The organism is Nonomuraea sp. NPDC003201 (genome assembly GCF_053590415.1).
This window is the reverse complement of record NZ_JBSFTC010000060.1, coordinates 21,548-46,708: the sequence shown is the minus strand read 5'-3', so window position 1 is coordinate 46,708 and position 25,161 is coordinate 21,548. Positions and strand designations below refer to the sequence as shown.

Annotated in this window: 20 protein-coding genes and 1 pseudogene; 11 read left to right on the top strand and 10 right to left on the bottom strand. The window is 70.7% G+C overall.

The features are described 5' to 3' along the window. A partial coding sequence (locus ACWDX9_RS22540; protein WP_449957012.1) for a helix-turn-helix transcriptional regulator occupies positions 1 to 381 on the top strand: 381 nt, incomplete at its 5' end. 48 nt (positions 382 to 429) lie between these two features. On the opposite strand, the gene ACWDX9_RS22535 is transcribed toward ACWDX9_RS22540, so the two are convergent. Continuing rightward, positions 430 to 654, bottom strand: coding sequence for a hypothetical protein (locus tag ACWDX9_RS22535; protein WP_449957017.1), 225 nt, complete (start codon positions 652 to 654; stop codon positions 430 to 432). On the opposite strand from ACWDX9_RS22535, the gene ACWDX9_RS22530 reads away from it, so the two are divergent. From ACWDX9_RS22530 to ACWDX9_RS22520, 3 genes are all read left to right on the top strand, one after another. After that, on the top strand, positions 550 to 3,408 hold the full coding sequence (locus tag ACWDX9_RS22530; protein ID WP_449957010.1) for a helix-turn-helix transcriptional regulator: 2,859 nt from the start codon (positions 550 to 552) through the stop codon (positions 3,406 to 3,408). The two genes, ACWDX9_RS22535 and ACWDX9_RS22530, sit on opposite strands and share 105 nt — an antisense overlap. A gap of 62 nt (positions 3,409 to 3,470) precedes the next feature. Continuing rightward, on the top strand, positions 3,471 to 4,235 hold the full coding sequence (locus ACWDX9_RS22525) for an alpha/beta fold hydrolase (RefSeq protein ID WP_449957008.1): 765 nt from the start codon (positions 3,471 to 3,473) through the stop codon (positions 4,233 to 4,235). Between the two features lie 25 nt (positions 4,236 to 4,260). Further along, positions 4,261 to 5,061 (top strand): alpha/beta hydrolase, encoded by an 801-nt coding sequence (locus ACWDX9_RS22520; RefSeq protein WP_449957006.1) that lies wholly within the window; start codon positions 4,261 to 4,263, stop codon positions 5,059 to 5,061. 601 nt (positions 5,062 to 5,662) lie between these two features. Here the strand turns inward: ACWDX9_RS22520 and ACWDX9_RS22515 are convergent. Continuing rightward, positions 5,663 to 6,472: a class I SAM-dependent methyltransferase gene (locus ACWDX9_RS22515; protein ID WP_449957004.1), complete on the bottom strand. Its 810-nt coding sequence runs from the start codon at positions 6,470 to 6,472 to the stop codon at positions 5,663 to 5,665. Positions 6,473 to 6,666: 194 nt separating this feature from the next. Here ACWDX9_RS22515 and ACWDX9_RS22510 point away from each other — a divergent pair, with 194 nt between their 5' ends. From ACWDX9_RS22510 to ACWDX9_RS22490, 5 genes are read left to right on the top strand one after another with little or no spacing between them, the layout of a single operon-like run. After that, positions 6,667 to 8,391, top strand: coding sequence for an acyltransferase domain-containing protein (locus ACWDX9_RS22510; protein ID WP_449957002.1), 1,725 nt, complete (start codon positions 6,667 to 6,669; stop codon positions 8,389 to 8,391). Further along, complete coding sequence (locus ACWDX9_RS22505) at positions 8,388 to 11,306, top strand: SDR family oxidoreductase (RefSeq protein WP_449957000.1); 2,919 nt, start codon at positions 8,388 to 8,390, stop codon at positions 11,304 to 11,306. Before ACWDX9_RS22510 ends, ACWDX9_RS22505 begins: the two co-directional genes overlap by 4 nt. After that, the gene (locus ACWDX9_RS22500; protein ID WP_449956998.1) at positions 11,303 to 13,858 is read left to right on the top strand and encodes a KR domain-containing protein; all 2,556 of its coding nucleotides are present in this window, start codon (positions 11,303 to 11,305) and stop codon (positions 13,856 to 13,858) included. The genes ACWDX9_RS22505 and ACWDX9_RS22500 overlap by 4 nt, the downstream gene beginning before the upstream one ends. Next, positions 13,855 to 15,189, top strand: a complete 1,335-nt coding sequence (locus tag ACWDX9_RS22495; RefSeq protein ID WP_449956996.1) for a cytochrome P450 — start codon at positions 13,855 to 13,857, stop codon at positions 15,187 to 15,189. Before ACWDX9_RS22500 ends, ACWDX9_RS22495 begins: the two co-directional genes overlap by 4 nt. Next, positions 15,186 to 17,495, top strand: a complete 2,310-nt coding sequence (locus ACWDX9_RS22490) for an SDR family NAD(P)-dependent oxidoreductase (protein WP_449956994.1) — start codon at positions 15,186 to 15,188, stop codon at positions 17,493 to 17,495. The genes ACWDX9_RS22495 and ACWDX9_RS22490 overlap by 4 nt, the downstream gene beginning before the upstream one ends. Before the next feature lie 30 nt (positions 17,496 to 17,525). Here ACWDX9_RS22490 and ACWDX9_RS22485 read toward each other — a convergent pair whose 3' ends face one another. Further along, positions 17,526 to 18,842, bottom strand: a complete 1,317-nt coding sequence (locus ACWDX9_RS22485) for a S41 family peptidase (protein ID WP_449956992.1) — start codon at positions 18,840 to 18,842, stop codon at positions 17,526 to 17,528. An 87-nt stretch (positions 18,843 to 18,929) separates the two neighbouring features. On the opposite strand from ACWDX9_RS22485, the gene ACWDX9_RS22480 reads away from it, so the two are divergent. Both ACWDX9_RS22480 and ACWDX9_RS22475 read left to right on the top strand, forming a co-directional pair. Then, positions 18,930 to 19,583, top strand: coding sequence for a response regulator transcription factor (locus ACWDX9_RS22480; RefSeq protein WP_449956990.1), 654 nt, complete (start codon positions 18,930 to 18,932; stop codon positions 19,581 to 19,583). Continuing rightward, entirely contained in the window at positions 19,580 to 20,683 is a 1,104-nt protein-coding gene (locus ACWDX9_RS22475) for a HAMP domain-containing sensor histidine kinase (protein ID WP_449956988.1), read from the top strand. The genes ACWDX9_RS22480 and ACWDX9_RS22475 overlap by 4 nt, the downstream gene beginning before the upstream one ends. 41 nt (positions 20,684 to 20,724) lie before the next feature. Here ACWDX9_RS22475 and ACWDX9_RS22470 read toward each other — a convergent pair whose 3' ends face one another. The 7 genes and pseudogenes from ACWDX9_RS22470 to ACWDX9_RS22440 form a co-directional block, all read right to left on the bottom strand. Next, positions 20,725 to 21,312, bottom strand: coding sequence for an isochorismatase family protein (locus ACWDX9_RS22470; RefSeq protein ID WP_449956986.1), 588 nt, complete (start codon positions 21,310 to 21,312; stop codon positions 20,725 to 20,727). Positions 21,313 to 21,534: 222 nt separating this feature from the next. Continuing rightward, positions 21,535 to 22,542 carry a 1-aminocyclopropane-1-carboxylate deaminase gene (locus ACWDX9_RS22465; RefSeq protein WP_449956984.1) on the bottom strand — a complete coding sequence of 336 codons (1,008 nt, stop codon included), beginning with the start codon at positions 22,540 to 22,542 and terminating at the stop codon, positions 21,535 to 21,537. Between the two features lie 10 nt (positions 22,543 to 22,552). Further along, positions 22,553 to 23,239, bottom strand: coding sequence for a GntR family transcriptional regulator (locus tag ACWDX9_RS22460; RefSeq protein ID WP_449956982.1), 687 nt, complete (start codon positions 23,237 to 23,239; stop codon positions 22,553 to 22,555). A gap of 44 nt (positions 23,240 to 23,283) precedes the next feature. Next, entirely contained in the window at positions 23,284 to 23,463 is a 180-nt protein-coding gene (locus ACWDX9_RS22455) for a hypothetical protein (RefSeq protein ID WP_449956980.1), read from the bottom strand. Then, a complete protein-coding gene (locus ACWDX9_RS22450) occupies positions 23,442 to 23,897 on the bottom strand; it encodes an aminotransferase class I/II-fold pyridoxal phosphate-dependent enzyme (protein WP_449957015.1) in 456 nt (151 codons plus the stop codon). Before ACWDX9_RS22450 ends, ACWDX9_RS22455 begins: the two co-directional genes overlap by 22 nt. Beyond that, positions 23,871 to 24,028 (bottom strand): annotated as a pseudogene (locus tag ACWDX9_RS22445) (aminotransferase class I/II-fold pyridoxal phosphate-dependent enzyme); the annotation flags it as partial. The pseudogene ACWDX9_RS22445 and the gene ACWDX9_RS22450, both read right to left, overlap by 27 nt. A 524-nt stretch (positions 24,029 to 24,552) precedes the next feature. Continuing rightward, positions 24,553 to 25,110 carry a hypothetical protein gene (locus tag ACWDX9_RS22440; protein WP_449956979.1) on the bottom strand — a complete coding sequence of 186 codons (558 nt, stop codon included), beginning with the start codon at positions 25,108 to 25,110 and terminating at the stop codon, positions 24,553 to 24,555. Positions 25,111 to 25,161: the final 51 nt, after the last annotated feature.

The following is a 25,161-nucleotide window of genomic DNA, read 5'->3' as shown; positions in this document are numbered from 1 at the left end:
CGCGCCGATGCGCGCCCGCTGGCCGGCGACCGGCACGTCCCCTCCCTCAACGGGGCCACGCGCGACCGCATCGACGCGATCGTCCGGCTGCTCAACGAGGAGTACGCCGGGCCGGTCACGCTCGAAGCCGTCGCCCGCGCCGCCCACCTGGCCCCGGCCTCGGCCAGCCGGTTCTTCCGCCGCACCACCGGCGCCACGATCACCGGCTACCTCACCATGCTGCGGGTCAACGCCGCCTGCCGGTTACTGAGGGAGACCGACCGCACCGTCTCCGGCATCTCCGCCGACTGCGGCTTCGCCAACCTGTCCAACTTCAACCGCCGCTTCCGGGAGCTGAGGGGCATGTCGCCACGCGAGTACCGGGCGCTCTGGCGGACCTGACAACGGGACCACGGCCGCCGGCTCTTCGCCGGCGGTCGAGCGTGCCGGTCAGTGGTGGATGCCGAAGGGGCCGAGCAGGCCGGTGTCGATTCTCATGGACTCCAGCAGGCCGAAGGCGTTGTCCTCGGTGAACACCTCGGCGTCGGCCGGCGTGCCGAGGTATTCGGCATGTCTCCGCAGCCCCTGCCCGTCGACGACGCCTTGGGCATGCTGCTTCGCGCACTCGGCGTCTTCGCTGGACGGGACCCCGAGCGCACGCGACCATGGCTTCATATGCCAGCAAACCATCCAGGAATAGCACTTTTCGGTCGGGAGCCCGAACAGCGGCGTCTCGGCGATTTCGTGGACGGCGTCCGCAAGAGCGGCGGGGCGATGCTGGTGCGCGGCGAGGCGGGGATCGGGAAGTCGGCCCTGTTGCTGGACACGGCGGCGATCGCGGCCGCGCGTGGCATGCGGATCTTGCGGACGGCCGGTGTGGAATCAGAGACGCACATGCCCTTCGCCGGTCTGCATCAGATGCTGCTCCCGCTTCGTACCGAGATCAGGGAACTGCCCGCCCCGCAGCGCGACGCGCTGGGAGCGGCGTTCGGGTTGACCGACACCCGGGTGCCGGACCCGTTCCTCATCGCCCTGGCGGCGCTGAACCTCCTGGGCGAGGCCGCCGCCCGCTCGCCCGTCCTGCTCCTTGTCGAGGACGCTCACTGGCTGGACCGCGCGAGCGCCGATGTGCTCGCGTTCGTCGCGCGGCGGCTGGACTCCGAACCGATCGTGCTGCTGGCCGCGATACGCGACGGTTTCCAGAGTCCCCTCGACGGGGCAGGGCTGCCGGAGTTGCTCCTCGATCGGCTCGATGACACCGCCGCGACCGCCTTGCTGGACTCCTGCAGCCCCACCCTGACGCCGGCGGTGCGCACACGGTTGCTGCGGGAAGCTGCGGGAAACCCCTTGGCCCTCGTCGAGCTGCCGATCGCCGCGGGCACGCGGGACGGGACAGGGCCCCTGCCGCCGGGGTGGCTCCCGCTGACCACCCGGCTGGAACAGACCTTCACCGCCCGCATGTCGGGGTTGCCGTCGACCCTTCGGACCATGCTGCTGGTGGCCGCGCTCAACGACAGCACCGCCCTTTCCGAGACCCTCGACGCCACCGCGCTGATCACCGGCGTACCGGTCACGGCAGAAGATCTGGCTCCCGCCGTCACCGTACGGCTGATCGACGTGCACGAAGCCGCGGTGTCGTTCCGGCACCCGCTCATGCGCTCGGCGATCTACCAGGGAGCGAGCATCTCCCAGAGGCACGCGGCGCACGCCGCCCTGGCCGACGTCCTCACCAGCCGGCCGGACCGTCGCCTCTGGCACCGCGCGGCATCCACCCCCAGGCCGGATGAGAGCATCGCCGCCGAGCTGGAGACCACGGCCAAGAGCGTGCGACGTCGGGGCGACCTGTTGTCGGCCGTCGCGGCCCTGGAGCACGCGGTCAGGCTCAGCGAGAATCCCGCTCACCGGTGTGAACGGCTGGTGCGAGCCGCCGAGTACGCGGCTGAGATAGGACGGCGCGACATCGTCATGCGACTGCTGGGCGAAGACGAGCAGCCGCAGCTGTCGGCCCAGCAGCAGGCCCGTATCGTGTGGATCCGCGAGAGCTTCCAGGACGGCATCCGTGACGACAGCGCGGCAGCGCACTCTCTGGCCGATCTCGCCGAGACGATGGCGGCGCAGGGGGACGTCGATCTCGCGCTGAAACTCCTGTCCAGTGCGTCCCTGCGATGTTTCTGGGCTCATGCTGACGAGCGGTCGCGGCAACGCGTCGTCACCGTGGCCGAGGGCCTGCCCGTCGACGATCTGGACGGACGACTGCTGACGGTCCTGGCGTTCGCGGCTCCGATCGAGCGTGGCAAGGTCGTGATCGAGCGATTACGCCAGCTGGCCGCCCACCCGACCGGCGGGCGGCCGGCGGCCCGCCTGCTCGGCAGTTCGGCGTTGATGGTGGGGGCGTTCGACCTGTCGGAGGAGTTCTGCGCCGCGTCGCTGCCGGCCCTGCGCGCGCAGGGCCGGCTCAGCCTCCTGACACGAGACCTCGGCGCACAGGCGTGGAGCGCGGCCCGGCTGGCCGACCTGAGCGTGGCCATCCCCGCCGCCGAGGAGGCCGCCCGTCTGGCGCACGAGACGTCCCAGCCGCTGATGCACGCCATCGCTCAGGCCTCGGGCGCGGTGCTCGCCGCGCTGCGCGGCGAGCAGGATCGCGTGGAGAGCCTCGCGATGGCGGCCGAGCAGGTGGCCCTGCCCGTCGGAGCCCGCCCCGTGCTGGCCACGGTGCAGCTCGCGCGTGGACTCGCCGCACTGGGCGAGGGACGTTACGCCGACGCCTTCGACCATCTGCGACGGATGCACGACCCCGCCGATCCGGCCTTCCACCTGGCGCTGCGCTGCTTTTCCCTGGCCGAACTCGCAGATGCCGCGGCGCACAGCGGTCAAGGTCGCGCGGTGGCCGGCATCATCGAGGAACTGGAGGCGGTGGCGCTCACCACGCCGTCGCCGTCCTTGCACGCCGACCTGCGCTACGCCCGGGCCGTCCTGGCCGATGAGGCGGCGGCAGAGCCCTTCTTCGATGCCGCGCTCGGGGCCGACCTGCGGCGATGGCCCTTCGTACGGGCTCGGGTGCTGCTGGCGTACGGTGAATGGCTGCGGCGCCAGCGGCGTACGGCCGAGTCGCGGGCGCCCTTGCGCACGGCTCGCGAGACGTTCGACGCCTTGGGGGTGATCCCCTGGAGCGAGCGAGCGCGCCAGGAGCTGCGGGCCTCCGGCGAGAGCAGCCGCGGGCGCAGCAGTGAAGCGCGCGACGTGCTGACCGCGCAGGAACTCCAGATCGCCCAGATGGCGGCCGACGGCCTGACGAACCGGGAGATCGGCGAGAAGCTCTATCTGTCTCATCGAACCGTCAGCTCCCACCTCTACAGGATCTTCCCCAAGCTCGGGGTCACCTCGCGATCGGCGTTGAGCACGGCGTTGAGCACGGCCCTGCGCGTATGACGCTCGGTGACGCAGTCATGTGACGCTCGCGAGGCGCGCAAGGGGCTTCCTACGGTGAGGCCATGACCGCAGGGAGATCCTTCAGAAACGGCAGCACGCCGACCGTCGTCCTGGTCCACGGCGCCTTCACGGACGCGTCGAGCTGGGCTGGCGTGATCGCCGAGCTCCAGGCCTCCGGGATCCCCGTGACCGCGGTGGCCAACCCGCTGCGCGGTCCGGCCACCGACGCCGCCTATCTCGCCGGCGTCGTCGCCGCGATCGACGGTCCGGTCCTGCTGGTGGGTCACTCCTACGGCGGTGTGGTCATCACCCGGGCGGGAGCCCAGCCGGGCAACGTGATCGGGCTGGTCTACGTGACCGCTTTCGCCCTGGAGGAAGGGGAGAGCGTACTGGACGTCACGGGCCGCTTCCCCGACAGCCTGCTGGGCCCGGCGCTGCGGCCGGCCGTCTTCCGCACGGGCGACGGAGAGGAGGCCGTGGAGCTGTACCTCAAGGACGACCGGTTTCCCGCGGTGTTCGCCGCCGACCTGCCCCGGCGCCTCACCTCGGTGGCGGCTGCCGCACAGCGCCCCATCGCGGCCGTGGCGTTCGAGGAGAGCTCTCCCGCCGCGAGCTGGAAGAGCCTGCCGTCCTGGTACGTCGTGGCGACCGCCGACCAGGCGATCCATCCCGCCGCACAGCGTTTCATGGCCCAGCGCGCCGGGGCCGACACCATCGAGGTCGACGCGTCACACGCGATCGCGCTGTCGCAACCGGCAGCCGTGGCCGGCCACATCCGCGCCGCCGCCACCGCAACCCAGGCCGTCCAGCACACCCATCCGGCATGACCGCCGTGTTCCTGAGGAGCAACCGATGACCGCACCGACCATTCCCGTCATCTTCATCCACGGCCTGTGGCTGCACGCCACCTCCTGGTCCTCCTGGACCGAGCTGTTCACGACCGCCGGCTACGACGCGACGGCCCCCGGCTGGCCGGGCGACAGCGAAACCGTCGAACTGTCCAGAAAGGACCCCGACAGCATCGCCGACCACGGCATCGACGACGTCGTCGCCCACTACACGGAGATCATCAACGCTCTGGACGTCAAGCCGATCCTGATCGGCCACTCCTTCGGCGGCATGATCGCCGAGAAGCTGCTCGGGCAGGACCTGGCCAGAGCCGCGATCGCGATCGACGCCGCACAGATCAAGGGGGTGCTGCCGCTGCCGCTGTCGGCGCTGCGCTCGACCCTGCCGGTGTTCAAGAACCCGGCCAACAAGCACCGGGCCGTCTCCCTCACCCTCGACCAGTTCACCTACGCGTTCGGCAATGCCATCCCGGCTGAGGAGGCCGCCGAACTGTACGAACGCTGGACCATCCCCGCGCCGGGCAAGCCGCTGTTCGAGGCCGCCGCCGCCAACTTCTCCCCCCACTCGCCCGCCAAGGTCGACACCGGCAACAACGCCCGGGGACCGCTGCTCCTGATCGCCGGCGGCAAGGACCACACGGTCCCCGAGACCGTCACCAAGGCGACCCTCAAGCAGTACCGGGATTCCACCGCGATCACCGACTTCCAGGAGTTCCCCGACCGCGGCCACTCCCTGACCATCGACCACGGCTGGCGTGAGATCGCCGACGCCTGCCTGACCTGGCTCACCAGGAACGACCTTTAGACGAAAGCGTTGCTCACCGTCACCGGTCAATACTGCGGATCGTGCCTCAGCAGGGCAAGATCGCAGTGGTGACCGGTGCCGGCAAGGGAATCGGGCCGGCCGTCACCTAGGCTCCACCCATCGTTCCGAACGGTGGCCCCGTGGGGTGGGCACCTCCCACAGAGCCGATTCGACCTCGGCAACGCTGAGAGTCTGGAGGACCTGCCGCTGGACCGTGGATGAATCCCACCGCGACCGCCCAGTGCTCACCGTCGCCGCATCGAGTCAGCCCGCGCCCGGTTGCCAGCCGCAGGCGCGAAGGCCTCCCCATGAAGTACAAGAAGTCATCCTTGTCCAGCTGGTCGTCCGCGCGAGCGGGTGGCGCGGCCGCGCTGCTCGCCGCCTCCTCCCCCGCCCTGGCCCAGGCTGCCGCGGGATCGGTCCGGCCGCCGTCGGGCGGCGTGCTCAACGTCATGAACGCGACGTTTCCTCCGTGGCGATCGGCCCGGGGGCGGTCCTCAGCCCGGTCGGGGACGCCGGGGCATCGCCCTCACCCCGAACGGGGCCACCGCGTTCGTCATCAACAGCGGCTCGGACACGCTCGCTCTTTTGGCGTGGTCAGTTAGCCGTCCGAGCCGGCGCCTGACGGCGGTACCTCGACGACGAAGACCAGGAAGGCGAGCTTGTCCGCGAACTCCTGGAAGTCGTTCGGGAACAGCTCGCGGGCGGCCGGGTCGGGCTGCGGCTCGCTGATGACGGCAAGGCGGAAGCCGGCGGCGGTGAAGGCGTCGGTCATCGCGTGCAACGGCCTGCGCCAGAAGGTCATCGGGAAGGGCTTCCCGTCGAACGTCCACTCGTCGGTATAGCTGGTGGTCGCGAAATAGCTGCGCCGAGGAGGACTCTGGCTCATGTGCTCCACGAAAGGATGGTTCACCGACGCGATCAGCCGGCCGCCGGGCCTGAGCACTCGCCGTAGCTCGGCCAGCGTCGGCCCCCAGTCCTCCAGGTAGTGCAGCACCAGCGACGCGACCACGTCGTCGAACGCGCCGTCGGCGAACGGCAGGGGGTCGCTCAGGTCGGCCACGTGCAGGTTCGCGTCATCACCGAGCCGCTGCCGGGCCAGCGCCAGCATCCCGGCGCTGGCGTCGATGCCGGTGACGACCGCACCGCGGTCGCGTAGCGCAGCGGACAGGGGGCCTGAGCCGCAGCCGGCGTCCAGGATCCGGCGACCGGCCACGTCTCCGACGAGGGCCAGGATCGAGTACCGCGCCCAGTACTCGTTCAGGATGTTGTTCTCGGTCTCCGCCGAGTACGCCTCGGCGAAACCGTCATAGTCGTTCACCTGGTCCGGATCCGCAGGCTGGGTTGCGGGCGAAACCCAGGCAGGATGTCCTGTGGCGACATTCTCGGGCACGTCGGTTACTCGTTCCATCGTCGCAGCCTATTGTCCTCATCCCCGTCCTCCCAGCCGCGCTGCTGATCCCAGCGATCAAGCCGGCCCGCCGCTCCCCCACCGTATGAGTTACGCGACCTGAATCCCGAGAGGGCTGCCGGTGACGCCCGCAGTCGCTGCGACTGCTTGAGAAATGTACGGCGGGCAGCCCCTCCCCCACCGACTTGGGGCGCATGCGGTACGCGGGCATCCCATCGGCCAGGAGACGGCCACCACAGTCGTGCAGGCCGCCCCAAAACCCGCAGGTTGGCCCTTCGCCGGCCCGAGGCCCATTTCACGGCTTCGCGATCACCCCTGACTTCACGCTTGCTTTAGGGGTGTCCGCGACGCATGCAGCGCGGTTACCTTGGCTTCATCGAGCTCGCACGCGGAATATTCAACGCGAATCCCAGGAATGGGAGTTTTGCCGACACCGTGCTCTGAGGGGGACCGGAATGCTGAGCTCCGTTGAAATTGTTGTTGGTCTTTTCCCGGGTCAGGGAGCCTATCTGCCGGGCGCTCTGCCACGGCTACGCGCACATGATCCCGGGACCGCCAAGGTGATCGAAACCATTGACACGGTGGCCGACGGTATTCTCGGCAAAGGCCTGAGCCGGGCCTTTTCCGATGATTCCGTCGATCAATTGGTCGAAGCGGCGCCGGACGTGCTCCAGCTGGCTGTTTTCGCCACTTCGGTCGCCGCCTTTCGTGCGCTCGCCGATCAGGGAGCGCGGTTCAGCGTGCTCGTCGGGCACAGTCTCGGCGAAATCGCGGCGCTGGTCGCCGGTGGCGCGCTGGACGTCGCCGAGGGCACGGAGATCCTCTGCCACCGGATCACCGTGCTGCGCGAGCACGACACCAGCGGCGGCGGGCTGCTGGCGCTGGGCTGCGAGCCCGACCGGGCCCGGCAGATCCTCGACCTGCTGCCGACCTCCGGCGCCGTGATCGCGGTGGACAACGGGCCGGCGCAGACGGTGGTCGCGGGGCGGGCGGACGCGCTGCGCCGCACGGCGACGATCGCCACCGCGATCGGGCTGCCGTCGACCACACTGTACTCGCCGCATCCGTTCCACAGCCCGCTGCTCGCCCCGGCGCGGCAGGAGCTCGCCCGCCGGCTCGGCGGATACGGCCGGAGGGGCCTGCGCATTCCCGTCTTCTCACCTGTGCTCGGCCGCTACTACCGTGATTCCGACGACCTCGGCGAACTGCTCGCCTCCCACCTCGTCACGCCGGTGCGGTTCGGACCCGCTGTGGAGCGACTGCACCGCTCGGGCGCCGGCGTGTGGGTGGAGGTGGGCGCGGGGCGCGCGCTGACGTCCCGGGTCCGCTCGATCGAGTCGTCCGCCTCCGTGCACACGCCGCTGCTGCCGGACCGGGACACGCTCCGCGAGACCGGCCAGTTCCTGGCTCCCGCCGCCGAGCCACGGACGGTCCGGCACACCGGCACGACCATGGCGCACCCGCCCGCGCCCGCCGCCGTGACACCGGAGCCGAGCACGCCTCCCGCGGTGACACCGGAGCCGAGCACGCCTCCCGCGGTGACACCGGACCCGAGCACGCCTCCCGCGGTGACACCGGAGCCGAGCACGCCTCCCGCCCCGGTTCCGCCGCAGGACACGAGCGCGCCCTCCGCGCCGACGCCGCCCGCGGGGCCCACGTCGAGGGAGACGGTCGCCGTCCGGGTGCGTGATCTCTACGCCACCACGCTGGAGTACCCGGAGGAGGTCTTCGAGGACGACGCCGAGTTGGAGGCCGACCTCGGCGTCGACTCGGTCAAGCGGGTGGAGCTGATGGGCAGGCTCGGCGTGCTGTTCGAGCTGGGCCCGCCGCCTGACGACATGCGGATGGCCGATTACCGCACGTTCGGCCAGGTGGTGGACTTCGTCCTCGACTCGCTGGCCAGGGCGGGCACGCCATGACGGGCTTCGACGGCCGCGTCGCCCTCGTCACCGGCGGCGCGGGCAGCGTGGGCGCGCGCATCGTGCGCTCGCTCGCCGAGTCCGGCGCCAGAGTGATCATCAACTGCTTCCACTCCTACGACGAGGCCAGGACCCTCGCGGCCGAGCTGGGCGACGGCGTCGAGGTGATCAGGGCGTCAGTGGCCAAGCCGGATCAGGTACGGCGCATGTTCGACCAGGTCAACGCCACCCACGGACGGCTGGACCTGCTGGTGAACAACGCCGCCGGCGGGACGTTCGCCGCCTGGGACGAGCTGGCGGAGGAGCACCTGGACCAGGCGTTCGAGGTCAACGTCAAGGGCGCGCTCTGGTGCGCGAGGGCGGCCCGCCCGCTGCTGGCCCGGTCCGGCGCGGGCTGCATCGTCAACGTCTCCTCGCTCGGCGCGTCTTACGCCCCGGCCAACTACCTGCCGGTCGGGCTGTCCAAGGCGGCTTTGGAGGCGCTGACCCGCTACCTTGCGGCGGAGTTCGCCCCGGACGGCATCCGGGTGAACACCGCCTCCGTCGGGCTCATGGACAATCCGGTCGGCCGCATGTTCCCGGGGTTCGAGTCGGTGAGCGCCAACCTGGTGGCGGCCACCCCGCTGGGGCGGCTGGCCACCCCGGACGACCTGGCGGACCTGGTCCTGCTGCTGGCCTCTCCCGGCGCGGGATGGATCACCGGGCAGACCGTGGTGGCGGACGGCGGCATGTCACTGCAGCGCCGCGCCACGTCCCCAGACCCGGAGCAGAAACCGGACCCGGAGCCGAAACCAGAACCTGAGCCAGAGCTGGAGATGTATTCCGAGCAAGACGTGGATCCTGTCGCGGTGGTCGGCATGGGGCTGGCCGTGCCGGGGGCCAGCGATCCGGACGGCTTCTGGTCGCTGCTCATGGACGGCGCGGAGCTGTTCGTCGACGTCCCGGCGGATCGCTGGTCGATGGCGGGCTTCCACGACGACGACCCGAGCGCCGCCGACAAGACGTACCAGCGCCGCTCGGGCTTCATCACCGGCTTCACGCCGCACCCCAAGCTGGCCGCCGAGCGGCCGGACGACGGGCTCGACTTCACCACGGTGTGGCTGCGGCACAGCGTGCACCAGGCGCTGGAGGGCGTGGCCAGGCGGGACGGCGACACGTACACCGCCTGTTTCGGCTTCACCCCCGACGGCAGCCAGCACCTGCAGGAAGCCCTCATCCGCGAGGAGCTCGGCGAGGTCCCCGGCTCCGTGCTGTGGCACGGTGACGCCACCCGATCGCAGCCGTTCCCGCACCGGATCGGCGCCAGCGCCATCGAGGGCCTGTTGCCGGCGGACACCCGGCTGCTCATGGTGGACACGGCGTGCTCGTCCTCGTTGTACGCGATCGACCTGGGACTGCGTGACCTGTTGTCCGGCCGGGCCGACGTCGCCGTGTGCGGCGGGGCGTTCGCGCTGGTCCCCAGCGGGTCGGTGCTGTTCTCCAAGCTGTACGGGTTGTCCAGGAGCGGAGAGGTGCGCGCGCTCGACAGGACCGCCGACGGCGTGCTGTTCTCCGACGGAGCGGGCGCCGTGGTGCTGAAGCGGCTGTCCAGGGCGCTCGCCGACGGTGACACCGTGTACGGCCTGGTCGCCGGGGTCGGCCTGTCCGCGGACGGCAAGGGCAAGGCCATCTACGCGCCGTCCAGCGCGGGCCAGGAGCTGGCCGTCGCCCGCGCGCTGGACAAGTCGCGCGTGGAAGCCGGCGAGGTCGACTGGGTGATCGCGCACGCCACCGGAACCCCGGCGGGCGACGAGGCCGAGTTCCTGAGCCTGCGCGCGGCCTACGCCGGGACGAACCCGGTCCAGGTGACCTCGAACAAGTCCCTGATCGGCCACACGGGCTGGGCGGCTGGGGTGGTGTCGGTCATCCACGCTCTTCTGGGGCTGCGGCACGAGGTCATTCCCGCCCAGCACCGCTTCTCGGCGGCCCCGGACAGCTTCGGCCTGGAGTCGTGCAATCTGGAGATCCCCAGGCGACCCGTGCCCTGGCCGGCGCGGTCGGACCGGCCGCGCACCGTGGCCGTGTCCGGCTTCGGTTTCGGCGGCACCAACGCGCACCTGCTGATCCAGGAGTTCCGGCCGGGCCGTCGCGGCAAGGCCGGCTACGGAGCCAGGACCGGCGAGCCGATGGTGATCGTCGGCTGGTCGGCGCACGTGCCCGGCGCCGAGAGCAACGCGCAGGTCGCGGAGTGGGCGCAGGGCAGGCACATCCTGCCGAACTCCTTCGGCGACGGCTACCCGAGCCCGCCGTTCGCCCGGCTGCGCCTGCCGGCCTCCACGATCCGGGCGACCGACCGCACCCAGCTCATGATCATCGAGTGCATGCACCGGATGGACCCCCGGATCCGCGAATTCTGCCAACGGCACAGCCGTACCACCGGAGTGGTGGTGGGCCACACCGGGCCCACCAGGAACGCGGTCCTCTACGCGATCCGCGCCCACCTCGACGAGCTCGACCGCCAGGCCGTCCCCAAGGCGCAGGAACTGCGCGAGCGCGTGACCGGACTGATCGCCGCGCCGGACGAGGACTCCTTCCCCGGCGAGATGCCCAACGTCATCCCCGCCCGGCTGTGCAGCTACTTCGACCTGCGTGGGCTCAACATCGCCGTGGACGGCGGCGGAGCCTCGCTCGCCGACGCCTTCGAGGTGGCCGAGTGTTACCTGGACTTCGGCGACGTGGACGCGGTCCTGGTCGCCGCGAGCAACGGCAACAGTCTCACGTCCTGGGGCCGCCTGCTGGGCTGCGGGGAGATCGGCGAGGGGACGTTCCTGTTCGCGATCACCAGGAAGTCGCTGGCACTGGCCGAAGGCCTGCCGGTGCTCGCCGAGGTGTCCGTGGAGTCCACCGTGGAAGAGATGCTGGAGGCCATCGCATGACCCGCGCGAACTTCCTGGGCGCGCAGGGCGGGCGCGAGCTGATCGCCTTCCTGAACGGCGCGCAGAGCAGGACGGCGGTCGAGCTCAGGGCCGACCGGCAGGCGAGCCCGCGCGTGATCCGGCTGAGCAGGCAGCCGAAGGCGGCCAGTCTGCTGGACCGCCACGTGATCGAGCTGGCGCCCGCCCCACGCCGGCCCATCCGCTCCGCCCCGCCCGCGATCCCGGCGGACTCCGTCGTGCTCACCAACTCCGCCGCGTTCCGCACCGCGCTGGCCCACCGGGACGGCCAGGCGCCCCGGCACGTACGGGTGCTGGTGGACGCCACCGATCCCAGCCTGCGCGAGGCCCGCTGGTCGGACCCGGTCCGCGAGTTGCTGGCCCTGCACGAGCACACGTTCATGACGGCCAAGGAGTGCGCGCCACGCCTGGCGGGCGGCTCGTTCGTGGTGAGCGTGGTGGGCGGCGTCACCGAGGCGGGGGTGCCGCTGCCCGTCACCGGGTTGTTCACGGGCCTGGTCAAGAGCCTGGCGCTGGAGCTGCCGGACACGAACGTGCTCGCCACGGTGCACGCGCCAGTGCCGCTGGAGGAGGTGCTGGCCACGGTGAGCGCCGAGCTGGGCGCCGGCCAGCTCCTCCCGGTCACCTATCACGTCGGCGGGCGCCGGCTCACCCCGCGAGCGGTGCCCGCCGAGGCGGTGCCGGCCGGGATGCCGGACGGGATGCCGGACGGGATGCCGGCGCTGGGCCAGGACTCCTTGGTGGTGGCCGCGGGCGGGGCGCGCGGCATCGGCGCGCCGATCCTCACGGCGCTGGCCGGGCGCTACCGCCCGCGCATCGTGATCCTGGGCAGCTCCCGGCTGCCCGGCGACTCCGGGGAGCTGCCCGAGCGCAGCACGTTCATCAGGGCCCAGCTCAACGGGCCGGGCCGGGTCAGCGTGGCCGAGGCCAACGCCAGGTTCGACCGGCTGCGCGAGCAGCGGCAGGTCCGTGACACGCTCACCGAGCTGGAGCGGCTGTCCGGGCCCGGGCGGGTCCGCTACCTGCGCTGCGACCTCCGGGACCCGGACGCGGTCAGGCATGCCGTCGACTCCGTGGACGGCCCCATCGACCTCCTGCTCAACATCGCCGGCACCAACCGGGCCTCCGACGTCACCGCGAAGTCCGTCGGCGACTTCCGCACGGTGCGTGACCTCAAGGTGCACACGTACCTGAACCTCAAGGAGGCGCTGCGCGGGCGGGAGCCGCGCCGCTGGTGCAACTTCGGCTCGTTCATCGGGCTGACCGGCCAGCGCGGCGAGACCGACTACGCCGCGGCCAACGACTTCCTCAACATGGCCGCGATGAGCGCGGAGAACGAGTTCACCATCGGCTGGACGCTCTGGCGCGACGTCGGGCTCGGCGCCACCCCGCTGATGCGCGCCTTCCTCGCCGAGATCGACGCGTACACCCCGATGCCGACCGAGGAAGGCGTCGACCACTTCCTCACCGAGCTGACCGCCGTGCGGGACGCGCCGGCCACGGTGTTCCTGGGCGACAAGGAACGTGAGCTCGTCAGGGGCATCCGGCCGGAGTTCCTGGACTTCTGCATGGGCGAGGCGCGCGCGCTGCCGTACATCGACACGGTGCTGCGCCGCAACGCCACGGAGCTGGTCGCGGAGCGCACGTTCACCCTGGACAGGGATGGTTATCTGGAGTTTCACCAGGTACGCGGCTATCCGACCCTGCCCGGCACGTTCGTGCCGGAGCTGGCCGCGCAAGCCGCGGTCTCCCTGGTGCCGAACCGGGTCCCGGTCGTCTTCGAGGACCTGCGGCTGGAGTCGTTCCTGCGGATCTACCGGAAGGACCGGCCCGAGGTCAAACGGCTCACCGCCACGCTGCTGCGCACCGACGAGCGCGAGTCGGTGGTCGCCGTCCGCGTGCTGGGCGACGTGGTGGCGCCGAACGGCGTGACCGTCGCCCGCGACAAGCTGCACTTCTCGGTCACCGTACGGCTGCGCGACGCTCCCGTGCCCGGCCCGAGGTGGACGCACTGGGACGAGCACGGCAGCAGGCCCCTCCGCGACCCCTACCACGCGTCCGGGTCGGACGTGCTCCTGCGCGAGGTGTTCCGGTCGACCACCGACACCCGGGAGCATCCGCTGGGACGGCGAGGCCGGCTGGCGCTCGACGCGCCCGCGTTGCGACGCTGGTTCCCCGACCTGCTGGTCCCCTCCGTCACGCTCGACGGTCTGGTGCGTGTGGCCGTCCTCCACACCGTCGCGGACCGCTGGACGCCCGTCGCGATCCCGCGCACGGTCCGCCGCATCGACCTGTACGGCGGCCACACCGACCTGACGCTCGCCGCGCTGACCGAACCGGTCGAGCTCTACGTCACCCCCGTCGACCTCGACCTGGAGGATCCCGAGCCGGAGAACCGGGCGATCGCGGTGGCCGCCGACGGCGAGGTGCTGCTCCAGGTGAAGGACATCACGGGCGCCATCGTCGGCTACGTGGACCAGGAGACCGGCCAATACGTCGACAGGGAACGATTCGACCGCCAGGAGCGCTCATGACACGCCAAGGAACCTGCCCTGTCGCCCACGGCCCGGCCGGGCTGCCGGTGATCGGTGACGCCATCCCCTACTTCAAGGACCCGCTGGCCTACACCCTGCGCATGCAGGAACGCGACTCGCTGGTGTCGGTCAAGCTGCCCATCCCGTTCGTGCAGGTCACCGAGCCGGAGGCGATCGAGCGGGTGTTGCGTACCAACCCGGACAACTACGTACGGGGCAAGCTCTACCGCGGATTCTCCGGCGTCATGGGCTCCGGCCTGCTGACGCTCGACACCGATCAGTGGCGCGGGCCGCGCAAGGCCGTCCAGCCCGCGTTCAGCCTGCAGCTCGTACGGAGCAACGCGCGCGAGGCCGTCGGCGCCACCGAGGAGGTCGTCCGCCGCTGGACGGCGCACGCGAAGTCCGGCGACGTCGTGGACGTGGCACCCGACCTGATGGACATCGCCGCCAGGGTCCTGGGCATGGCGCTGATCAGCCAGGACCTGTCGGGCACCGACTACGCGCGGGCCGCCGCGATCGCCAACAAGGTCATCTTCACCCGCACGATCATGGGCCTGCCCGCCATGATCCCCTCCTTCGTGCCGACCCGGTATCACCGCGACCGGAAGTGGGCGGACCGGGTGCTCGACGGCATCATCCACCGGGTGATCAGCTCGCGCCGCGCCAGTGGCGAGTACGGCTCCGACGCCGCCGGGCAGCTGCTCCGCGCCGGCCTTTCCGAGGCGGAGGTGTCGGACAACCTCCGCACCCTGCTGCTGGCCGGCTCCGACACCACCGGCCAGGCGCTCGCCTGGACCATGTACGAACTGGCCAGGCACCCGCAGGCCCGCCGCGCCGTCGAGCGCGAGGTCGACGGGGTGCTCGCGGGCCAGGCTCCCACACCCGACCGGCTGGGCGAACTGGTGCAGACCACGGCCGCGATCAACGAGGCGCTCCGGCTGCACCCGCCGGTCTGGCAGTTCCCGCGCGACGCCGTCGAGCCGGACTGCCTGGCCGGCCGCACTGTGCCGGCGGGGACCACGGTCCTGCTCAGCGTGTACGGCACGCACCGCTCACCGGAGCACTGGTCCGACCCGGAGGCCTACGATCCCCGGCGTTTCCTCGACGACACGCAGGGCAAGCGGCACAAGTACGCCTTCCTGCCGTTCGGCGGCGGGCGGCGCATGTGCATCGGCAAGGGGCTGGCGATGGCCACGCTGGTGACCGCGGTGGCCATCCTGTCGCAGCGCTACCGGCTGCGGCTGTCGGGTGCGCACACGGTGCGCAGCGGACACTACGTGACGCTGTTCCCCAGCGGCGGGATCCCCGCGGTCGTGCAGGAGCGGACGTGACGGCCGCCGCGCCGGTCCGCCCGCACCTGGTGTCCTTCGACACCACCTCCTTCGTCCGGCCGGTCCGTCGCATGATCTGGGAGCCCGTACCGCACCCGCTTCCGCCTCCCTCCCCTGTGGCGCGGCGGCTGCTGGTCATCGGCTCCGACGCGGAGCTGGCCGCGGAGGTGGCGCGCGCGCTCGGCGCGGACCTCTGCGCGCCCGGCCGCGAACCCGAGCGGGACGACTGGGACGGGATCATCGACCTGAACGTCGTGGGCGTCCCCTACCGGTTCGACGGCGGGGAATGGCGGGACGCACTGGCCAGGACGACCCGGATGGTGCAGCGCAGATACGGTGCCTGGGGAGCCGACCCCCGCGCCGACCGGTACTGCTACGTCGCCGTCACCGCCATGGGCGGGCTGATGGGCTACCACGACGGGGCGATCGACTCCCCGCTGGGCGGAATCTGGGCCGGCTTCGCCAAGTGCCTGCCCCGCGAGCTGCCCAACCTCGCGGTGAAAGTCCTGGACGTCGACGCCATCGACCCGGCCCGCCTGGCCGAGCTGCTGACGGCCGAGCTGGCGGCCTGGGACCTGTTCGAGATCGGCTACCGGCAGGGAGTCCGCCACGCCTTGAACGCGCGGCCGAGCCCGGAACCGCCGCCCCGCGTCGAGCTGGGGTCCGACGACGTGGTGCTGATCTCGGGGGGCGCCCGTGGCGTCGGCTTCGCCCTGGCCCGCGGGCTCGCCGAGGAGGTCGGCTGCCAGGTCGTGGTGACCGGCCGCGACGAGCTTCCGGCCGACGCCGGCTGGCTGACCATGGACGACGCGGACTACTCCGAGCACTGCCGGGCCAGAGTGCGGTCCGCCCGCACCGCCAGGGAGCTCCGGGACGTACGCGCCGCGCTCAAACGCGAGACCGAGCTGCGGCAGGTCGGCGCGAACCTGGCAGCGGCCCGGCGGGACGGCCTGCGCATCACGTACGAGCCGTGCGACTGCGTGCGGCCGGAACAGGTCGACGCGCTGTTCGCCCGCATCCCCGATCCCAGCGTGATCGTCCACAACGCGGGCATCGACGTGCCGACCAGGCTCGACAACAAGACCCCGGAAGACGTGGTCCGAACGGTCGACGTGAAGGTGACGGGCTTCGCCAACCTCACCCGCGCGGTGCTCCACACTCCCGGCAGGCGGGACACGCTCAAGGTGTTCTGCAACGTCGGCTCGCTGGCCGGACGCATGGGCGGCATGATCGGGCAGATCGACTACGCCGCGGGCAACGAGGCTCTGTCCAGACTCGGATTCTGGGCGCGCAACACGCTCGGGCTGCCCGCGCAGACGTTGTGCTGGCCGACCTGGGAGCGGCTCGGGGTCATCGCCAACTACGACGCGGCGGTCCGCTACGTGTCCACCATCGATCCGGCCGAGGGGGTCCGGCGGTGGATCCGCGAGCTGCGCTCCGGCCACACCGGGGAGGTCATGTTCATCGGCCAGGTCGGCAGCATGCTGGTGCCCACTCAGCTACGCGGCTTCCGGCTCTTCACCGGGCATCCGGATCTGCCCAGGTTGCACGGGCTCGCGCACTTCCTGGGCTCCGTCGAGCTGTTCGAACCGTCTCGCCGGCTACGCAGCAGCGTGATCCATACGCCGGGCACTCATCCGTGCCTGACCGAGTTCACCGTGGACGGGCGTGCCGCGTTGCCGATCTCGGTGCTGATCGAGCAGGCGTGCTCGGTCGCCGACTGGGTCGTGCCGCCGGACCGGCCGCCGCAGCACCTGGTCGAGGTGCGGGACGTGCAGGTCCGGCTGCCCGCGCTGGTCCTGGCCCCGGACGGCAGCCGGTTCACCACCCAGGCGCTGGGCGAGACCCTGGAGGAAGGCTGGAGCGTCCAGGTCACGATCACGGCCGAGACCGGGGAGACGGCCGGGTCGATGCGACTGCTCTACCGGTCGTCTCCGCCGATGCCTCCGCCGTCCGTGCCGCCATCGGTCATGCGCGGCGTGGCCGCTTCTGGCGGGCGGCTGGCCTGGTCGGGGCTGGTGCTCGGCGCGGGAGACCGGCTGCCGGCCGTGACCGCCGCCGATCTGTGGACGTCGCCGTTCCCGCCGCAGCACGGGATCGCCCCCGCCGCGCTCGACGCCGTGGTGCGCCGAGCGGGGCCGGTGACGGACGACGTCGTCGAGATCGCCCGTATCGTTCCGTATCCAGGGGCACAGCAGGTGGACGAGCTCCGTCCGGTCGCCGGCGGCTGGGCCGGGCTGAGATCAGGCAGCCAGGTCCTGTCCGTCGAGGGGGTGACAGCCGGGCCCGCCCTGCCCACTCCCTGAGCCCGCCCGAGGGCCGTTGCGGCGAGCACGTCAAAGAAGCGTCAGCGCCTTGGCCACGCCCGGATCGCGCCCGGTGGCCAGGTCGAGGGCGGTCATGGGGGCGTAGTGGTCGACCGGGACGCCGATCGTGTCGATGATCTCGCGGGCGGGCCCGAGGTGCCGGACCTTGGGCAGGAGCAGGATGCTGCCGTCGTCGAGGAGGTATCCGTCGCTGGGGCCGGAGACGGCCCCGGCGGTGCGGGTCCCGATGAGGGTGCCGAGGTCGTTGTCCTTGACGGCCGCGCTGAAGTCCTCGCAGGCCGAGGCGCATCCGCGGTCGGCGAGGACGACCAGGCGCGAGCCGAGCAGCGGGACGCTGTCGTCGGTCCGGTTGGGCACGCAGTCGCCCTTGAGCGGGCAGAAGTAGCTGGTGACCTTGCCGTGCGCGAACGCGCCGAGCAGCCGCGTCACCTCGCGAGGCGACCCGCCGCCGTTACCGCGCAGATCGAGGACCACCGCCTTCGGCTTGTCCTTCAGCTTGGCGATGACCTGGTCGGCGGCGCCTTCGTAGAAGCGGGGCAGTTGGACGTACGTGACGCCGTCGGCGAGCTTCTTCGACGTCACCGCCGGAGGCTGCTGCGTGACGGGGCCCTCTCTGAGCTCGACGGTGCGGGTCCGTCCCGTTGTGGGGCGCTTGAGCGTGAGCGTCACCGTGCCGGCGCTGAAGGCTTGGACGATGCTCTGGTTCACGGTGTCCCCGATGAACGGCGGTATGCCGTTGGCCTTGACGACGATGTCGCCGGGCCTGATGTCGGCCTTGGCGGCGGGGCTGCCGGGCAGCACACGGGTGATGAACAGCGGTGGCTTGGCCGCCGGGTCGAGTTGCGGGCCCTGCTGGGCCGACACACCCACGATGCCCGTCCCGACCGGCCCGCCTTCCGGTGGAGGAGTCGGCCTGACCGCGCGGGCGTGGTTGTCGTGCAGTCCGGCGACCATCGCGGTGATCGCGGCGCGCAGCGCGGGCACGTCACCGGCGCCGAGGGCTTGCGCGAAGGCGGCCCAGTCGGTGTCGCGGTTCCCGGTCAGTTCCGGCAGCCGGAGGTCGGGCCGATCGGCGCCGCGCCGCATCAGGTCCTGGGTGTAGGCGGCGAAGGCGCTCTTCAGCAGCGCCTTCGCATCCATGGCCGGACCGCTGTAGTAGTTGTCCAGCACGCAGAAGTACGCCTGCCGGAGCGTGTTCACCGAGGTCGGCGGCGCCGACTCCGGCGGTGGCCCGGTGAGGGCGGTGCAGCGCTCGGCAGGCGCGGACGCGGGTGCGGACAGGGAGCAGGCCGCCATGAGGATGGCGGCGCAGAGGGATTTGATCACGCCGCCAGCGTGGCCGGAAGCGGGTTGCGCGGCTGTGAACGGATCCGTTAACGCCGCTGTTACCCCGATTCGGGTACGAACATCGCTATGCGGGTTCTGGTGGCCGAAGACGAACGAGACCTGGCCGATCTTGTGGCGGTGGGGTTGCGCCGCCACGCCATGGCCGTCGACGTGGTGTACGACGGCGTCGCCGCGTCGGAGCGGCTGGCGGTGAGCGACTACGACGTTCTCGTACTGGACCGGGACCTGCCCGAGATGCACGGCGACCTCGTGTGCCGTGAGCTGGTGGCGCGCGGGAGCCGTACGCGGATCCTGATGATGACGGCGGCCGCGGCGGTGCCGGAGCGGGTGGCCGGCCTCGGGATGGGGGCCGACGACTACCTGCCCAAGCCGTTCGACTACGCCGAGCTGGTCGCACGGGTGCAGGCGCTGGGGCGGCGCAGCCAGGCGCAGGTGCCGCCGGTGCTGACGCGGCACGGGATCGTGGTCGACACCCACCGGCTGCAGGCGTCGCGGGACGGGCGGCATCTGCAGCTGTCGCTCAAGGAGTTCGCCGTCCTTGAGGTGCTGATGAGGGCGGACGGCGCGGTCGTGAGCTCTGAGCGGCTGCTCGAAGAGGCATGGGACGAGAACGTCGACCCGTTCACGACGGTGGTGCGGGTCGTGGTCAGCCGCTTACGCGCGAAGCTGGGCGATCCGCCCTGCATCCAGACGGTTCCCGGCGCGGGTTACGTGCTGTGACGACCGTCCGGGTAAGACTCACCCTGATCTACTCCGGATTGTTCCTGCTGACCTCGACCGTGCTGCTGGTCACGGTCAACCTGCTGCTGCGCCACGCGCTGGACAGGAGGATCGGGCGGATCGGGCCGCTCCCGGTGGCGCCGGCGGCGCCGGACCTCGCGGACCATCAGCTGCCGACGCTGCCCGATCTGGTGGACGAGGTGATCGACTACCAGTGGGGGGTGACCGTGGCGACGGTCGGAATCCTGACGCTGGTATCAGTGGTCGTCGGCTGGCTGGTCGCCGGGCGGATCCTGCGGCCCGTCCACCGGATCACCGCCACGGCGCAGCGGCTGTCCATGTCGACCCTGCACGAACGCATCGCGCTCAGCGGCCCGAAGGACGAACTGAAGGAACTGGCCGACACGTTCGACGCCATGCTCGACCGCCTCCAACGCTCCGTCGAGGGGCAGCGGCGGTTCATCGCGAACGCGTCCCACGAGTTGCGGACCCCGTTGGCCGTCCAGCGTGCGGCGATCGAGATCGGCCTTCCTGAGGACGTCGGTGAGATCCGCGACAAGCTCCTGTTCCACAACCACCGCACCGAGAGCCTCATCGACGCCCTGCTGGTCCTGGCCCAGGCGGAGCACGGCCTTGAGAAGAGGACACCGGTGGCCCTGGACGAGGTGGTGCTGCTGGTCCTGGCCGAAGGCGGCTCGGACGAGGTCACCGTGACGACGCGGATCGAACCGCTGGTCGTCGACGGGGACCCGATCCTGCTGAGCCGGCTCGTCACGAACCTCGTCGACAACGCGGTTCGCTACAACCATCCCGGCGGAACCGTCGAGGTGACGCTCTCCCGTGGAGTCTTGACGGTCCGTAACACGGGCCCGCAGGTGCCCGAGGAACGTTTCGGCGATCTCTTCGAGCCCTTCCGGCGGCTGCAGACGACCCGTGGACAGGGCGCCGGGCTCGGGTTGTCGATCGTCGCGTCGATCGCGAAGGCTCACGGAGCCGACGTGCGAGCGAGCCCCAACCCGGGGGGCGGGTTGGAGCTCGTCGTGATCTTCGCGGAATCCGAGGACGCGGTGCCTGCCACGGACGACCGCAGCCAGTGCTGACCCCCGAACGTGGAGCCTGACGGTGAGCGTGGCGCCTGAGTTCAGGCGACGACAGGCTCGCCGGTCAGCGCGACACCGGCCCGGCGCATTTCGTCCAGTGCGGTGCGCGTGGTGTCGGCAGCGACGCCGGCCGTGTAGTCGAGCAGGACCCGCACCGCGAAGCCCGCGCGCGCTCCGTCCAGTGCCGTGGCCTTCACGCAGTGATCGGTCGCGATGCCGACGACATCGAGTTCGGCGATGGCACGGGCCTTCAGCCAGGCGGACAGTGTCGTGCCGTCCTGGGTCGAGCCCTCGAAACCGCTCTTGGAGGCGGAGTGAGCACCCTTGTAGAAGACCTCGTCGACGTGCCCGGAGTCGACGGCGGGCGCGAAATTCGGATGGAACTCGCCTCCCTCACTACCGACGACGCAATGCACGGGGAATGAGTCCCGGAAGTCGGGGGTCTCGGAGAAGTGGGCGCCCGGATCGACGTGGTGGTCACGGGTGGCGAGGACGAAGGCATACTGCCCATCGGCGCGCCGGACCAGGTCCGCGATGGCGGCGGCTCGATCCGCGCCACCCTTCACCGGAACGCTGCCGCCCTCGCAGAAGTCCTTCTGCACATCGACGATGATCAGTGCACGACTCACGGACAATCCCCTTCCCTCGGATGAGCCACATCCACCCGATTGTGACACAGAGTGTAAGTATCGTCACTATAAGCGACTTCGTCGGAGTGCAGGCTACCTGCCGGTCCCCCGGACGCCGAGACGACGCTCTCGCCGGCCTGCACGCGGCGACGACCGACGGCATCGGCGTGCTCGGCTTCCTGAGCCATCCCGGTCGCGATGTGAAGCAGGATCCGAATTCGCTCAGCGGAAGACGCCGCTGTAGGCGTTGAGGGCGGGCTGGCCGCCGAGGTGGGCGTACAGGACGTTGGAGTCCTTGGGAATCTCGCCGCTGCGGACCAGGTCGATGAGCCCGGCCATCGACTTGCCCTCGTAGACAGGGTCGATGATCATGCCTTCCAGTCGTCCGGTGAGCCTGATGGCGTCGAGGGTGGACTGCACGGGGATGCCGTACCTGTCGCCGGCCCAGCCTTCCAGCACCGTGATCTCTTCCTCGTGCAGGTCCCGGCCCAGGCCGATGAGTTCGGCCGTGGCGCTGGCGATCTTCGCCACCTGGGCACGCGTCTCGGCGAGCTTGGCCGAGCCGTCGATGCCCAGCACGCGCCGGGGGCGATCCTGGCCCGCGAAGCCGGCGATCATGCCTGCCTGGGTGCTCCCGGTGACGCTGCACACCACGATGGTGTCGAAGAAGACGCCGAGCTCGCGTTCCTGCCGCTGCACCTCGTACGCCCAGTTGACGAAGCCGAGGCCGCCCAGCGGATGGTCGGACGCTCCGGCGGGGATCGCGTACGGGCGGCCGCCGGCGGCCGTGACCCCCTCCAGGGCTTCGTGCCAGCTGTCCTTGAGCCCGATCCCGAAATCGGCCTGGACCAGGCGGACGTCGGCGCCCATGATGCGCGACAGCAGGATGTTGCCGATCTTGTCGTTGACCGCGTCCGGCCAGTCCACCCAGCTCTCCTGCACGAGTACGGCCTTCAGCCCGACCTTGGCGGCGACCGCGGCCACCTGCCGGGTGTGGTTGGACTGCACTCCCCCGATGCTGACCAGGGTGTCCGCACCCTGGGCGAGGGCGTCGGGGATCAGGTACTCCAGCTTGCGGGTCTTGTTCCCGCCGAACGCCAGCCCGCTGTTGCAGTCCTCACGCTTGGCCCAGACGCGGGCTCCGCCGAGGTGGTCGCTGAGCCGGTCGAGGCGGTGGACGGGGCTGGGACCGAAGAGCAGCGGATAGCGCTCGAAATCGTCGATGGACATGTACGGCTCCTCAGGTTGAAGGCTCGTTCTCGGAAGCGGCAGGCATGGCATCGAGGAGCGGGACCAGGGTCCCCCAGTTGGCGCGTACGGCGAGCGCCGCCCCCTCCACGTCTCCGGCCGCGCACAACGCGATGATCCGTTCGTGTTGCGCGACCGACCCCCGGCCGCTCAGGGAGGAGAACCGCATCCGCTCCACGCGCCGCAGCACCGGCGTGAACTGGTCGAGAACTGCACGTATCGCATGATTCGCGGACGCGATCACCGGGATGCCGTGGAAGTCGTCATCGGCGGCGAGCGCCGCGTCCACGTCGTCGCGGCGCAATGCCTCGGCGAAACGCGCGTTGGCCTCGCGCATGGCGTCGAGTTCGCCGGCGGACAGATTCGGCAGCGCCTCCCGTACGGCGAGCTCGTGCATGGCGGCCGTCACCGACTGGGCGGCGCGCACGGCCCGGACGTCCACCGTGCTGACGATGGTGTAACGGCCGGGCTTGGTCCGCACCAGCCCGGCCTGCTCCAGACGCGTCAGCGCCTCCCGGACGGGGGTGCGGCTCACGCCCAGCCACTGGGCCAGATCGCCGTCGTTGAGACGTTCGCCCGGGGCGAGCGTGCCGTCGACGATGGCGTCTCGGATGGCGCGATAGGCGTTCTCCCGGAGAAGCGACCTGGCGACCACTCCTCGGCTCTGTGGAACCGGCATGCAATATATTGCATGACGCATGTCGCAAGGAGTCAAGGCCCGTCTCAGAAACGCCCGGCGGGGTGAAGGAGGCCGCTGGCGCAGATGCGGCGGATGCCTTCACGCAGGTCGTCGGCGGAGGCCCCGAGCGACAGGCGGATGTACTCGCCCGGGCGTTCGCCGAAGGCCGGGCCGGGGCCGACCGCGACGCCGTGCTCGCTGATCAGTCTCTTGGCGATCTCCATGCCGTCGAGATCCCGCTTGCCGGTGCGCATCCACAGGTAAAGGCGCCCTGCGGCCGGTAGACGTCGAAGCCGTGGGCGGCGAACTCCCCGACGGCGAGGTCGCGGTTGGCCCGGTAGGTCTCGACCATCGCGCGCTGCTCGTCCTGCGGTCCGGTGAGCGCGGCCAGTGCCGCGTACTGACCCGGTGTGCTGATGCAGGAGACCATCGGCTCCTGCAACCGCGTGATGATCTCCGCGAGCGACGGCGGCGCCGCCGGGTAGCCGATGCGCCAGCCGGTCATCGCGTACGTCTTGGAGAAGGTGAACACCGAGATCGTGCGCTCCGCGCCGCCGACGGCCGCCGTGGAGGCGAAGGTGTCGTCGAAAACGACCTGGTCGTAACACTCGTCGGAGAGGCGCCGAGGATCTTCCCGAACGCGATGTGGTTGGGCCAGGCCGGGTCCGGGATCAGGATGTCGTCGCCCGGCTCGACCAGCGCGGTGAGCGTGGCGAACAGCGCCTGCACCCCGCCGGCCGTGACCATGATGTCCTCGGGGCGGGCGTCGAACCCGTTGACCCGCTTGATCTTCCCGCAGATCGAACAGTTGGAACCCGGCTGTCGGCAACGCCGCCAACAAGGCAGAACGGATCATCAAATGGCTTCTCGGCCGATGAACCCACCCGCGAGCGGGTGGAGCCTTACTCTCCCCCACCAGCAGTGGGTCACCTTGTCCGAGCACCTCTTCACCAGCGGCCGCGAGCACGGCGGGATCCTCCTCGCAGGCACCGCGCCCGGCCCCCGTGGACCGCGACTCCTCGGCCGGGAGTTGCTTCTGGCCGAGGACGGTATGGACTACGTAGCCAACGCTCACGGACACCACGCTCTTGCCGCCGACATTCGTCCGGGACGCCGCCGTGCGCGCCCACCGAGAGGGCCTGGTGTATCTCTCGGTCCACAACCACGCCCCCCGGGACAGGGTCGGCTTCTCCAAAGTCGACATGATGTCCGCGTACTTCTTTGAGTGCTCCACGAAGTACGGAGATATGCGCACCAGCACAGCGGCTGTCTCTGATCCTCCGATCCAACAATTCTCGAGGAGGCTCGGGGCGTCATGAAGGCATCCGCTGACCGCGGGCGGGGTGACGGCGCAGGTGGTAGGCGTAGGCCAGGGCGAGCACTATCGGGCCCCACAGGGCAATCGGGGTGATGCACACCATTGCCAGCGCCTGCCACCAGCCGTTCTCATACGCCGTGCGGCCAAAGACGCCGACCCAGGCGAGCACCATCCAGACCGAGATCGCGGTCATGAGGAGCCCACCGATCACGGCCGGGACGACCGCCGCCATGGTCGGCACACGTCTGCCGCCGATGACCGGGATCCAGTTCGGGACCACCTCGCCCCAACCGCGCACCAGACCGATGCTGAGCAGCGCCGCCAACTCGGTGATCGCACTGAGCCCGAAGACATAGGGGATAGTGATCCACAACGGTGATACAGGCGCGTCGTTGAGCTGTCCCATGTCGAAGTGAAAGGCAAACGGCAACCTCCACAGGCACGAAGGGAGCAGCAGCCAAGGAAGCGCGTAGGCGACACGGAGTGCCCATCGGGGGACGGGCTGTTCGGTGTCGCTGGTGGCTGGGGCCGCGTGCAGCAGTTTGACCGCCATGGCTGCAGTCTCTCCGGGCACCGACGATGATAGATCACCTGTGAGAATGAA